The organism is Bradyrhizobium sp. HKCCYLS3013, assembly GCF_051167615.1.
Taxonomy (GTDB): domain Bacteria; phylum Pseudomonadota; class Alphaproteobacteria; order Rhizobiales; family Xanthobacteraceae; genus Bradyrhizobium.
The window spans coordinates 76,645-89,599 of the sequence record NZ_JBNPTK010000013.1 but is presented as its reverse complement, the minus strand read 5'-3'; the positions used below and the strand labels follow the sequence as shown (position 1 = coordinate 89,599).

The 12,955-nt window shown below is 64.8% G+C and carries 12 protein-coding genes; 8 read left to right on the top strand and 4 right to left on the bottom strand.

From position 1 onward, the window contains the following. The first annotated feature begins 17 nt into the window (after window positions 1-17). The 7 genes from ACQR1F_RS22560 to ACQR1F_RS22530 all read left to right on the top strand — a co-directional run bounded on the left by ACQR1F_RS22560 (window position 18) and on the right by ACQR1F_RS22530 (window position 6,699). Window positions 18-629, top strand: coding sequence for a sigma-70 family RNA polymerase sigma factor (locus ACQR1F_RS22560; protein WP_434847323.1), 612 nt, complete (start codon window positions 18-20; stop codon window positions 627-629). Window positions 630-998: 369 nt separating this feature from the next. Then, the gene (locus ACQR1F_RS22555; RefSeq protein WP_434913903.1) at window positions 999-2,405 is read left to right on the top strand and encodes a cytochrome ubiquinol oxidase subunit I; all 1,407 of its coding nucleotides are present in this window, start codon (window positions 999-1,001) and stop codon (window positions 2,403-2,405) included. Then, window positions 2,402-3,412 carry a cytochrome d ubiquinol oxidase subunit II gene (cydB, locus tag ACQR1F_RS22550; protein ID WP_315801640.1) on the top strand — a complete coding sequence of 337 codons (1,011 nt, stop codon included), beginning with the start codon at window positions 2,402-2,404 and terminating at the stop codon, window positions 3,410-3,412. Before ACQR1F_RS22555 ends, cydB begins: the two co-directional genes overlap by 4 nt. Further along, window positions 3,412-3,537 carry a DUF2474 family protein gene (locus ACQR1F_RS22545; protein ID WP_315801641.1) on the top strand — a complete coding sequence of 42 codons (126 nt, stop codon included), beginning with the start codon at window positions 3,412-3,414 and terminating at the stop codon, window positions 3,535-3,537. The genes cydB and ACQR1F_RS22545 overlap by 1 nt, the downstream gene beginning before the upstream one ends. A gap of 111 nt (window positions 3,538-3,648) precedes the next feature. After that, window positions 3,649-4,242, top strand: a complete 594-nt coding sequence (locus tag ACQR1F_RS22540) for a L,D-transpeptidase (protein ID WP_315717095.1) — start codon at window positions 3,649-3,651, stop codon at window positions 4,240-4,242. 66 nt (window positions 4,243-4,308) lie between these two features. After that, window positions 4,309-5,346: an amino acid ABC transporter substrate-binding protein gene (locus tag ACQR1F_RS22535; RefSeq protein ID WP_315801642.1), complete on the top strand. Its 1,038-nt coding sequence runs from the start codon at window positions 4,309-4,311 to the stop codon at window positions 5,344-5,346. 897 nt (window positions 5,347-6,243) lie between these two features. Continuing rightward, complete coding sequence (locus tag ACQR1F_RS22530) at window positions 6,244-6,699, top strand: fasciclin domain-containing protein (protein ID WP_434913939.1); 456 nt, start codon at window positions 6,244-6,246, stop codon at window positions 6,697-6,699. Window positions 6,700-6,947: 248 nt separating this feature from the next. On the opposite strand, the gene ACQR1F_RS22525 is transcribed toward ACQR1F_RS22530, so the two are convergent. From ACQR1F_RS22525 to ACQR1F_RS22515, 3 genes are all read right to left on the bottom strand, one after another. Next, window positions 6,948-7,502 (bottom strand): cytochrome P460 family protein, encoded by a 555-nt coding sequence (locus tag ACQR1F_RS22525; protein ID WP_434913902.1) that lies wholly within the window; start codon window positions 7,500-7,502, stop codon window positions 6,948-6,950. Window positions 7,503-8,238: 736 nt separating this feature from the next. Further along, a complete protein-coding gene (locus ACQR1F_RS22520; RefSeq protein WP_434913901.1) occupies window positions 8,239-9,378 on the bottom strand; it encodes an acyl-CoA dehydrogenase family protein in 1,140 nt (379 codons plus the stop codon). A 159-nt stretch (window positions 9,379-9,537) separates the two neighbouring features. Then, window positions 9,538-10,722 (bottom strand): acyl-CoA dehydrogenase family protein, encoded by a 1,185-nt coding sequence (locus tag ACQR1F_RS22515; RefSeq protein ID WP_434913900.1) that lies wholly within the window; start codon window positions 10,720-10,722, stop codon window positions 9,538-9,540. Window positions 10,723-10,875: 153 nt separating this feature from the next. On the opposite strand from ACQR1F_RS22515, the gene ACQR1F_RS22510 reads away from it, so the two are divergent. Then, window positions 10,876-11,421 (top strand): carboxymuconolactone decarboxylase family protein, encoded by a 546-nt coding sequence (locus ACQR1F_RS22510; protein WP_434913899.1) that lies wholly within the window; start codon window positions 10,876-10,878, stop codon window positions 11,419-11,421. 107 nt (window positions 11,422-11,528) lie between these two features. Here the strand turns inward: ACQR1F_RS22510 and ACQR1F_RS22505 are convergent, their stop codons facing one another. Next, window positions 11,529-12,758, bottom strand: a complete 1,230-nt coding sequence (locus ACQR1F_RS22505) for an MFS transporter (protein WP_434838140.1) — start codon at window positions 12,756-12,758, stop codon at window positions 11,529-11,531. Window positions 12,759-12,955: the final 197 nt, after the last annotated feature.

Sequence of the window (12,955 nt, the reverse complement as noted above, 5' to 3'; positions counted from 1 at the left end):
CGGAACGGGAGAGTGCCATGCAGAACGTCGTTGCCATCAATTCCGCAGCCAGCCAGGGCATCATCGCAGCCCAGGCGACCACGGACGACATGCTCCTGGAGAGCATTGCCGATGGCGATCGCACCGCGATGCACACGCTTTATGCGCGCCACAATGTGCGGGTCTATCGCTTCATCCTGCGCATCGTGCGCGACACCACGGTCGCCGAGGACCTCGTCAGCCAGGTGTTCCTGGACGTCTGGCGCACCGCCAAGCAGTTCGAGGGCCGCTCGCAGGTCTCGACCTGGCTGCTCTCGATCGCCCGCTTCAAGGCGCTGACCGCACTGCGCCAGCGCCGGTTCGAGGACATCGACCAGGACGAGGTGCGCGAGATCGCCGACGACTCCGACACGCCGGAAACGTCGCTCGAGCGTTCGACGACCAGCGCCATCCTGCGCGCCTGCGTCGCCAAGCTGTCGCCGGCGCATCGCGAGATCATCACCCTGATCTACTACCACGAGAAGTCCGTGGAGGAGGTCGGCCAGATCATCGGCATCCCGCAGAGCACGGTGAAGACCCGCATGTTCTACGCCCGCAAGCACCTCGCCGAACTGCTGCGCGGCGCCGGCGTGCACAGCCTCGCCGCCTGATTCACCTTCATTCTCGTCGGGACCAAGGTCCCGGCGGGTTCCCGTGACGACGACATCGAGAAAATCGCCGAACGAAACAATTGAAACAATCGGCGAAATCACCTGGAAAATTTCGGCCGCTAGAACGTTATCCATCAGCCGAGCCTCAGTCCCCCAGCTGATCTCGGTTTGGAGCGAGCAAATTCAAGGTTACCTCCACCTTCCAAGGTTGCTCCGAAGACCCGGCGGATGCCCCTGCCGGGTCTTCGTCGTTTGGGATCGCTCACGCCGCCAATAGGGCGATTTGACCATTTGATATCGTGCGTTGCCGGTGCAATCTTCCGTCATGGGGCGATGCTACAAGCCCCGTGGCAATGACGGACGGTGCTGATGTTCGGTTTGGATGCGGTTGAGCTGGCGCGCGCGCAGTTCGCCTTCACGGTCACCTTCCACATCATCTTCCCTGCCTTCTCGATCGGGCTCGCGTCCTACCTCGCCGTGCTCGAGGCGCTGTGGCTGTGGACCGGACGCGACGTCTATCTCAACGTCTTCAATTACTGGCTCAAGATCTTCGCCATCGCGTTTGCCATGGGTGTCGTCTCCGGCATCGTGATGTCCTACCAGTTCGGCACCAACTGGTCGGTGTATTCCGACAAGGTCGGCCCGGTGATCGGCCCGCTGATGGCCTATGAGGTGCTGACCGCCTTCTTCCTCGAGGCCGGCTTCCTCGGCGTCATGCTGTTCGGCCTGAAGCGCGTCGGCCCGAAGCTGCATTTCCTCGCCACCCTGATGGTCGCAGTGGGCACGCTGATCTCGGCATTCTGGATCCTCTCGGCCAACTCCTGGATGCAGACGCCGGCCGGCTATGCCGTCAACGCCGACGGCCAGTTCGTCTCGGTCGACTGGCTCGCAGTCATCTTCAACCCGTCCTTCCCCTATCGCCTCGTGCACATGGTGCTCGCGGCCTATCTGACCACCTCGCTCGTGGTCGGCGCCGTCGGCGCCTGGCATCTGCTGCGCAATCCGCACCTGCCGGGCCCGCGCGTGATGTTCTCGATGGCGATGTGGATGGCCGCCCTGGTGGCGCCGCTGCAGATCCTGGTCGGCGATCAGCATGGGCTCAACACGCTCGAGCACCAGCCGGTGAAGATCATGGCCATGGAAGGCCATTTCGAGAGCCACAAGGACGGCGCGCCGCTGTACCTGTTCGGCTGGCCCGACCAGGCCAAGGGCGAGCTGAAATGGGCGCTCGGCATCCCCAAGTTCGGCTCGCTGATCCTCAAGCACCAGATCGACGCTCCGATGGCCGGGCTCGACACCGTGCCGCGGCAGGACTGGCCGCCGGTGCCGATCACGTTCTGGTCGTTCCGCATCATGGTCGGCCTGGGCCTGCTGATGTTGGCGCTCGGCGGGTTCAGCCTGTGGGAGCGCTGGCGCGGCCGGCTGTACATCAACCGCGGCCTGCACCGCTTCGCGATTGCGATGGGACCGGCGGGGTTCATCGCCGTCATGGCCGGCTGGATCACCACCGAGACCGGCCGCCAGCCGTTCACGGTGTACGGGCTGCTGCGCACCGCGGATTCCGTGTCGCCGCTCGCCGCCCCGGCCGTCGGCACGTCGCTGCTCGCCTTCATCGTCGGGTATTTCATCATCTTTGCCGCCGGCGTGATGTACATCCTGCGCCTGATGGCTGAGCCGCCGCATCCCGGCGAGCCGGGCCCGAGCAGCGAGCAGCCGGTCCGCACCGCCGGCATCACGCCGGCCGCCGGTGTCGTGCAGGGAGCCGTCGGATCATGAGCGTCACCGTCGATCTCGCCACCCTCTGGGCGTTCATCATCGCGCTCGCCGTGTTCATCTACGTCGTGATGGACGGCTTCGATCTCGGCTTGGGCATCCTGTTCCCGCTGTTTCCCGGCAGGCAGGACCGCGACGTCATCACCAACACCGTGGCGCCAGTGTGGGACGGCAACGAGACCTGGCTGGTGCTCGGCGGCGGTGGCCTGATGGCCGCGTTCCCGCTCGCTTATGCGATCCTGATGCCCGCGCTGTATGCGCCGCTGATCGCGATGCTGGTCGGCCTGATCTTCCGCGGCGTCGCCTTCGAATTCCGCTGGCGCACCCGCGCCCAGCGCAATCTGTGGGACATCGCCTTTGCCGGCGGCTCCTGGGTCGCGACACTGGCGCAGGGCATCGCGCTCGGCGCCATCCTGCAGGGCGTGCATGTCGAGGGGCGTAACTATGCCGGCGGCTGGTGGGACTGGCTGACGCCGTTCAGCCTGCTCACCGGCGTCTCGCTCGTGATCGGCTATGCGCTGCTCGGCGCCACCTGGCTGATCCTCAAGACCGAGGGCGACCTGCGCGACAAGGCCTACCGCATCAGCTGGGTCCTGCTGTTTGCGATGCTGCTCGCCATTGCCGCCGTCAGCCTGTGGACGCCGCTGCTCACCATTCAATATTCGGACCGCTGGTTCAGGTGGCCGGCGATCATTCTCACCGCGCCGGTGCCGCTCGCCGTCATTGGCGTCACCGTGCTGATGATGAAGAACCTCGCCCAGAAGCGCGATGGCTGGCCGTTCTTTCTCGCGCTCGCGCTGTTCTTGCTGTCCTACGCCGGCCTCGGCATCAGCATGTATCCCTACGTCGTGCCGCAGAGCATCACGATCTGGCAGGCGGCAGCACCCGAACGCAGCCAATTGATCATGCTGCCGGGCGTGCTGGTGCTGGTGCCGCTGATCCTCGCCTACACCGGCTGGGCCTATTGGGTGTTTCGCGGCAAGGTCGGGCACGACAGCGGCTATCATTGATGCCCTCCGAGCAGCCTGCCCCACTCGCGAAGCGCCTCGCCTGGTTCGTTGCGCTGTGGCTCGCCGGCGTGGCGACCGTCGGCGCGGTGGCCTTCCTGCTGCGGCTCTGGATGAAGCTCGGATGACAGCGGGTGCGCCCTGCGCTCACCTTGACTTTGCTGCGAATATGCTCCTGAAATTTGGCGGGTGGATTTGATCGGGCAAGCTTCGCAGGGGTCCGTCGAGGAGAGCTTTGAATGCCGAGTTTCCGTCGCCTGCTGTGTGCGGCCAGCGCCATCATTGCGCTGGCACTGTCCACATCGCATAGTTTTGCCCAGTCCGAGGACCCCGGCGATCAGCCCGGCCTCGTCGCCGATGACGGCTACGAGCTCGATCCCGAATGGCGCAAGCAGGTGGTCTATTTCCGCACCACCGAGCCGCCGGGCACCATCATCGTGTCCACCGCCGAACGCCACCTCTATCTCGTGCAGCCGGGCGGACGTGCCATCCGCTACGGCATCGGCGTCGGCCGTGACGGCTTCCAGTGGCAGGGGCTGCTGTCGATCACCAAGAAGGCCGAGTGGCCGGATTGGACGCCGCCGCCGGAGATGATCCAGCGCCAGCCCTATCTGCCGCGCTTCATGGCCGGCGGCCCCGGCAACCCCTTGGGCGCGCGCGCGATGTATCTGGGCACCACCGTGTACCGCATCCACGGCACCAACCAGCCCTGGACGATCGGCAGCAAGATTTCCTCGGGCTGCTTCCGCCTGGTGAATGCCGATGTCGCCGACCTGTTCGACCGCGTGCCGGTCGGCACCAAGGTCGTGGTGCGGCAGAAGCCGGAACTGTGACGGCGGCGCCCGCCGCCCGACATTCAGCCATCGCTTCGTCCTGACATTTTTTGAAAGAGATTGACCATGCGCACTTTCCGAGGCGGCCTGCTGATCGGGCTCGCCGTCGCCGTCCTCGTCGCGGCGCTCGCCGTCACCTATGAGATGTACGACACCCGCACGCTGAAGCGGACCATCCGCCGCGGCGAGGTGCTGTGCGGCGTCAATGCCGGCCTGCCCGGCTTCTCGATTCCCGATGACAAGGGCAATTGGAGCGGCTTCGACGTCGACTTCTGCCGCGCCGTGGCCGCCGCGATCTTCGATGATCCGAAGAAGGCGAAGTTCGTGCCGCTCGACGCCAGTGAGCGCTTCAAGGAGCTGCAGAGCCGCAAGGTCGACATCCTCTCGCGCAACACCACCTGGTCGATGGCGCGCGAGCAGAACTACGACCTGTATTTCCCCGCGGTCGCCTATTACGACGGCCAGGGCTTCATGGTGCCGCGGTCGCGCAAGCTGGAGACGGCGCTCGACCTCAACGGCAGCAAGGTCTGCGTGCAGGATTCCACCACCAACGCGCTCAACCTCGGCGACTATTTCCGCACCAACAACATGAAGTATGAGGAGGTGAAGTTTTCGAAGCTCGACGACGTCATCAAGGCGTATGACAGCGGCAAGTGCGACACCTTCACCGCCGACGTCTCGCAGCTCTACGCGCTGCGACTGACGCTGTCGAAGCCCGCCGATCACGACATCCTGCCCGACCTGATCTCCAAGGAGCCGCTCGCGCCCGTGGTGCGCCAGCGCGACGACGACTGGATGATGATCGTCAAGTGGACGCTGTACGCGATGATCAATGCCGAGGAGCTCGGCGTCACCTCCAAGAACATCGACGAGGCGCTGAAGTCGAAGAAGCCGGACGTGATGCGGCTGGTCGGCAACGAGGGCAGCTACGGCGAGGACCTCGGGCTGACGAAGGATTGGGCGGCGCGCGTGATCCGTCACGTCGGCAATTACGGCGAGGTCTATGAGCGCAATGTCGGCAGCGAGTCCAAGCTGAAGATCCCGCGCGGCATGAACCAGCTCTGGAACGCCGGCGGCGTGCAATACGCACCGCCGATCAGGTAGGGGTTTCCGCTCCCCCTCGCCGTCATCGCGAGGAGCAACGCGACGAAGCGATCCAGGATTGTCAGAGAGACTCTGGATTGCTTCGCTTCGCTCGCAATGACGGAGCATGACGTAACCTTCTCGCGACGCCTCTCGCGCCCGAGCTTTGCCAAATCTCCACCCTCCGTAAATCGAGGGCGCAGGGAAGGCCAGGTGCCGACTGGCACCTGCGGTCCGCCTGCGAAAAAAATGCAGGCGGCAGAACCACAGGCTCAGCCGGGACAACCCGGCCTTCCCTGCGCGATGGTGTTAACGCTTATGGCGCGCTCTCCCCGGTGTCCGGCCTGTTAGCCACCGTCGTCGTTCGGGATCACTCCCATCGACTTGACGCCAGCATCGGGGCGCCAGGACCACGCGCTTTTACGTCCGCATCGTCATCGTTCGTCGGCGCGATCTCGCGCGCTGCGATCCGATGCGTCCATCGCATCACCGGCCCGCGCTTCATGACGATCGCGAAACGCCCCTCGTGCAGGCCGTGACGAGCGGAAATGTGCGGCTGATTTGCCCGACGACACAACGCCCGTCGGGTTGCGACAAAATGGCACGACGGGCAATGCGGATGCTCCTACAAAGCAATTAGTCCCGCGGACTCATGGCTCTCGGATGCACTGTCCTACAGGCTTCAGGGACGGTTCACGAGTTCGTGAACTCATCCTCAAATCCATCCGTACACAGCGATCGTAACGAGCCTGACCAATCCGGTCGGGGTGATGCGACCCTGCACCACAGGGCGAACAAGGGCCGCAAATCCTGTTTGCGCATCAGCCAACTCATCAGTTCAGTTCATAGGGAAAAACTCGAATGACGCTGGGATTCCGTTCGTTCGTGGCCGGCGCGTTGATGCTGGGCGCGCTCTCCATGTCAGCAGCTGCGGCACGTGCCGCCGATATCGTCGATACCGCCGTCGGCGCGGGCCAGTTCAAGACGCTGGTTGCCGCTGCCAAGGCTGCAGGCGTCGTGCCGGTGCTGAAGAGCAAGGGCCCGTTCACCGTGTTCGCACCGACGGACGCGGCGTTCGCCGCGCTGCCGCCGGGCACCGTCGAGGAGCTGCTGAAGCCGAAGAACAAGGGCAAGCTCGCCGCGATCCTCAAGTATCATGTCATTCCCGGCCGCGTGAAGGCCGCTGACGTCACCGGCAGGAAGCTCAGCGTCAAGACCGCGCAGGGCCAGGCCCTCAATGTCGACGGCACCATGCTTGGCGTGCAGGTCAACAACGCCCACGTGATCCAGCCCGACATCGAGGCATCGAACGGCGTCATCCACGTGGTCGACAGCGTGCTGCTGCCGCCGGCTAAGACGGCGATGCACCACTGATCACCCTGAGCGGGTCTCGAGCAGCGGCGGTCATCAGCGATGGTCGCCGCTCGTCTTCCCCCACTTGCGGCTCCGCTGACGCTACTCGTTACCCACGTCGTCATGACCGGGCTTTGTCTGCCATGACGCTGTGGACCGCCGAGAAAAGGCACAGGCGGTGGCGCGCGGACCGACGCGCTCTCGCGTGCCTTCATTCGGGCAGCGATGCTTTTGAACGGAGCTCCTGCCCGTCGAAGCATCGAGCCTCGTCATCGCTTTCCGTAATCCGTGAAGACGTAGTCCCTTCCCTGCACTATCGTGTGGCACGCAAAGCCGCACTTGGCGTCATTGGCCTGCGGCGGCGTGCTGGCCTCGGTGCCGGGCGCGAACGTGCCCGACGCCGCGTCATATTCGAACGCGGCCCAACCCCATCCGCCGCTGTCCGCGAACCTTTTGCTGTCCTTCACCATGAAATCCACGTCATGCAGGGTGCCGGGCACCGTTGTGTCCGGGAAGTACTGGTTCATCTTCGGCGTCCAATGGATTTTCGCCATCTTGGCGCCATCAGGGAAAGGCTTGCCATTGCCGGGGATGCCGGCCTTGTAGGCCGCGATCATCTCGGGATTGGCAAGGATCACGGCTACCAGTTTCGCGTTGGTGCTCGTGGCAACGACCTGCCAGCCTTCGTAGCCCCTGAATTCGGCGAAGGCGAGCCCGCCAGGGACACTCAAGGTGTACTTGTCCTGCTCCGCGAGGGCGAGGCCGCCTGCGACGGTGAGGACCGTTACTGCAGACGCAATCACCGCAATCTGAACATTATTCATAGCTGACCTCTGCGTTACCCGATGAACGTCACACATGAGAGCATCTTGAAATTCACGACGCCGTCTTCGATCCTGCAGGCGTCGAGGAGCGCTTGAGTTGTCGATGCGAGAACAGTGCCTTGTGTTTGCAAACCCCAAGGACCTGACTTTGAGGTATCGAACGTGGCCGGCGGCACGCCTGAAATAGATGCCGATTGGATGATAGCTCGGCGTCTCGTCAACAGGAGCTGAGTCGTCCGCTTTGCCTCCCGCCTGCAAGTGTTTCATTCGCCGGAACGCACGCAACGCGACCTGGTGCGTAGGCCAAGTGAAAAACTTTGAAACGCGAGATCGAAAGCCAACGACGACGATAGCCCTCGAGGAACACCTCGCCGACTCACATATCAGTATGGAGCGTTGGTTTTGGGAAGCTTGGTAAGCCGAGTTTTAACTGCCGCGATCCGCTTCAGGACAGCGGCGCTTACGTGTAGCTGGTCGAGGCAGCTGCTTTGGAACAGAGCACACCTCCCATGATCATCCGAGATGCTTGCCGACTAAGAAATGGGCAAACTCATCAGCTCCGTATGCTTGCACGGTTATGCTGACTATCGAACGATGATATGCGCTGGGGCTGCGCAGGTCGATTCACGGCGGTCTTCGGGAGCGAGAGCGCTTCTATCGCCAACCAGACCACTCAAGACCTTCCGCCTCGCCCGCCGTAGGCGACGCGGAACCCGGATGAGCAGATCCGTTCGCCTCAATATCCCCTGAGCTGAGCCAGTTGCACTGCATGGTAGTTCGCATCGCCGAGCAATTCCTCGCAGACGCGGGCGCGTTTCATGAAGAAGCCGATGTCGAACTGGTCGGTCATGCCCATACCGCCATGCATCTGCACGCCCTCCTGCACCGCGCGCGTCGCGGTGGCGCCGGCGCGGGCCTTGGCCACGGCCACGGCGGCCGTCGCGCCGGCGGAATCGGCGTCCAGCGTCTGCAGCGCCTTCAGCACCGCGGCGCGGGTGATCTCGATCTCGATATAGAGCTGCGCGGCACGGTGCTGCAGCGCCTGGAACTCGCCGATCGCCTTGCCGAACTGCTTGCGCTCCTTGAGATAGGCAACGGTGCGGCCGAACACCTCCTCGCTCAAGCCCACCATTTCAGAGGCCACCGCGCCGCGGCCGAGATCGAGCACGCCGCCCAGCACCGCAGCGCCGCCATCGACCTCGCCCAGCACGTGATCCGCGGTGACGTCGACATTGTCAAAGGTGATGCGCGCGGCGTTGTGCGCGTCGACCATGACGGTGCGCTCGATCGCAACGCCCTTCGCCTTGGGATCGACCAGGAACAGCGTGAGGCCATCGCGCTCGCCGGGCGCGCCGGCGCTGCGGGCGACGACGAGCAAAAGATCGGCGACGTGGCCGTCGACCACCATCGCCTTGGCACCGTTCAACTTGAAGCCATTGCCGGAGCGCACGGCCTCCAGCGCGGTGTGCAGAGGACGATGCTTGGAACCTTCGTCGAGCGCCATCGCGGCGAGCAGCGCGCCGCTGGCGATCTTCGGCAGATACTCGGACTTCTGCGCCGCCGAGCCGGCGCGGGCGAGTGCCGAGGCTGACAGCACGGCCGTGGCGAGAAACGGCGACGGCATCAAGGTACGGCCGATCTCCTCCATCACGACGCCGGCTTCGACCGCGCCGAGGCCCGAGCCGCCGTGCTCTTCCGGCACGAGCAGGCCGGCAAAGCCCATCTCGGCGAAGGTGGCCCAGAGCTCTTTGGAGAAGCCGGTCTCGTCGCGGCTGTCGCGCAGCTTGCGCAGGTGCGCCACCGGCGCGTGATCTGAGATCAGGCCGCGCGCGCTGTCGCGCAGCATCGATTGTTCTTCGGTGAGAAGGAGAGGCATGGGACGAATTCCTTGAAAAACTGCGTCTAACCGGTTCGCTCTCAACCCTCATGGTGAGGAGGCGCCCTTGCGCCGTCTCGAACCATAGGGCCGACATTGGGACCTCATCCTTCGAGACGCGCGCCAAGCGGCGCGCTCCTCAGGATGAGGAGATGCTGCTTACGCCCCCGGCAGATCGAGGATGCGCTTGGCGACGATGCCGAGCATGACCTCGGACGTACCGCCTTCGATCGAGTTCGCCTTGGTGCGGAGCCAGGCACGGGGACGTGCTCCTTCATGGGAGCGTTCGCTCTCCCATTCCAGCGCGTCGATGCCGCCGGCCGACATCAACAGCTCATACCGGCGCTTGTTGAGCTCAGTGCCGTAGTACTTCATCGCCGACGAGAACGCCGGATGGCCCTGCCCCGCCTTGGCGAGATCGACCATGCGCTCGGCGGCGGCGGCGAGCGCCGCCTCATCGACGTCGAAGGTCGCGATCTCGGCACGTAAGAGCGCGTCGTCGAGCCGCCCCTGCGCATCGCTGCCGACGGTGTCAGCCGCGACCTGGCCGAGCGGCCGGCTGCTGCCGCGCTCGCCCATGCCGGAGATCATCGCGCGCTCGTGTTGCAGCAGGTACTTCGCAACGTCCCAACCACGATTGACGGTGCCCAGCACGTTGGCCTTGGGCACCCGGACATTGTCGAAGAAGGTCTCGCAGAACGGCGAGCGGCCGGAGATCAGCAGAATCGGCTTGGTCGACACGCCCTTCGACGTCATGTCGAACAGGATGAAGCTGATGCCGTCATGCTTCTTCGCCGCGGGGTCGGTCCGCACCAGGCAGAAGATCCAGTCGGCGTAGTTGGCGTAGGAAGTCCAGATCTTCTGGCCGTTGATGATGTAGTCATCACCATCGCTCTCGGCGCGGGTCTGCAACGAGGCGAGATCGGAGCCGGCGTTCGGCTCGGAATAGCCCTGGCACCAGCGGATCAGGCCGGCGGTGATCTTCGGCAGATGCTCGCGCTTCTGGTCGTCGGTGCCGTATTTCAGCAGCGCCGGCCCGAGCATCGAGATGCCGAACGAGGTGATCGGCGCGCGCGCCCCGATCGCCGCCATCTCCTGGCGCACGATCTTGGCCTCCTCGCCGTCAAGGCCGCCGCCGCCATATTCCCTGGGCCAGTGCGGCACGGTCCAGCCCTTGTCGCGCATGCGCTCGAACCAGATGCGCTGCGGCTCGGAGGAGAATTTTGCGTTGCGGCCGCCCCAGAACGTGTCCTCCTCGGAGGTCATCGGCCGGCGCATCTCCGGCGGACAGTTGGCCTCGAGCCAGGCCCGCGTTTCGCGGCGGAATGTGTCGAGATCGGCCATGCCAGGTCCTCACGCGTTTCCATGATTGCTGTCTTTGGAACGACCTAACCTCAGCGCTTGGCGGAATTCAACATCGATGTCGTCCCATGCGCCCTCGCCTTGCCGGGCGTTCTATGGTCATGATGCCGCCGCGTGAAATACGAGGAAACGAACATGCGCCTGAAACTTCTTTCGCCTGGCGAAATGAGCGCCGACCAGCGCCAGACCTACGACGAGTCGATCGCCAGCAAGCGCGGCGCGCCGCCGCCGCCGATGATGGCCTGGCTCAACAGCCCGGAGATGGCGCGGCACGCGACCCGGCTCGGCGCCTTCCTGCGCTACGACACGGTGTTTCCGGCAGCATTATCGGAGATCGCGATCCTAGTGACGGCGCGACACTGGACCGCGCATTACGAATGGTACGCGCACAAGCGCCTCGCGCTGGCCGGCGGATTGGACATCAAGATCATCGACGCCATCCGCGACCGCCGCACGCCGGAGTTCTCCGATCCCAAGGCGAAAGTGATCTACGACGTCGCCAAGTCGCTGCATGAGGGCCATGGGCTGACGGATGCGCTCTACAAGGACGCGATCGCAACGCTCGGCGAGCGCGGCGTCGTCGAGATCATCGGCCTCTGCGGCTACTACACGATGGTCTCGATGACGCTGAACACGTTCGAGTTCGATCTGCCGGAAGGCGAGGTGTCGGAGTTGAAGTAAGAAGCGCGTGAGCTGCGATGCGCCGCTGTCGCCACGATGCCGGTGCACTCCCCTCCCCCTTGCGGGGAGGGGAGTGCACTGAGATCGCCGCTCAACTGATGCTCAGCTCATCCCCGCTCCGCCACACCCGCTGCCTCGCGCCGCTTCGACGACCACACCAGCGCAAGCACGCACAAGCCCAGCAGCACCGGCGGGAACACCACCATGTTGACCGCCGACCAGCCGAAATGGGCGAGCAACTGGCCCGAGGAGAACGAGCCCAGCGCCATCAGGCCGAAGATCAGGAAATCGTTGAAGGCCTGCACCTTGTTGCGCTCGGCGGACGAATGCGTCTCCAGCACCAGCGCGGAGGCGCCGACGAAGCCGAAATTCCAGCCGACGCCGAGCATGACCAGTGTGGCCCAGAAGTGCATCGCGGTCAGGCCCGACAGGCCGATGACGGCCGCGACCGCTTCGAGCCCCAGGCCCAGCGCGACGATGGCCGGCGCACCGAAGCGCGCGATCAGCGATCCCGTGAAGAAGCTCGGGCCGTACATCGCGACGATGTGCCATTGCAGGCCGAAATTGGAATCCGACACCGTCAGCCCGCACATCTGCATCGCCAGCGGCGCCGAGGTCATCACCAGGTTCATCACCGGATAGGCGATGGTGCCGCACAGCGCGGCTGCGATGAAGCGCGGCTGGCGCACGATCTCGGACAGCGGCCGGCCGCCATGCAGATCGGCAGCTTCAGGCTTCGGCAGATCGACGCCGGCCACGATCCCCATCGCGACCAGCGCGACCGCCGCCTGGATCAGATAGCTGAACGCGAACAGATAGGGCTGCCAGACGTCCATGGTCCATTGCACGAGCTGTGGACCGAGCAGACCGGCGAAGATGCCGCCTGCCATCACCCACGACACCGCCTTGGGCCGGAACGCGGCGCTGGCGCCGTCGGCAGCAGCGAAGCGATAGGATTGCGCGACCGCGCCATAGAGGCCGCCGAGGAACGTCGCCAGGCAGAACAGTGCGAACGAGCCGCGCAGAATCGCGAGGCAGCCGAGCACGCCGGTGACGGCGCCGCAGCCGGTACCGATGAGGAAGGCCGCCCGGCGGCCATAGCGCCGCGAGATCGCGCCGGTCGGCAGGGTGCCGGCGGCGAGGCCGACGACGTACATCGAGATCGGCACCGTCGCGAGCCCGATGTTCGGGGCAATGGTGACGCCGACGATCGCGCCGGTCGCGAAGATCACGGCCGAGTTGGCGCCGGTCAGCGCCTGGGCGGCCGCGAGCCGCGCCACGTTGCGGCGAGCGCGGGCATCATCGGAAGTGTCTTCGCTCACGGTCAGATCGATCATCTCAGGTATCCGGGGGCGTGGCGCGCACGCTTCGCCTTGCTGGTTCAGCCGCACTATTGGGGGAAGCACGCGCCCGAGGCAACGGGCGCGAACGGAGACAAGCCATGCGGCAGCGGCCGCGCCACCGAGCGTGATTCGACACTCCCGACCCGCCCGGCTAATCAAGCCGACGGTATTCTCGCGTCAACGGCGCCCGC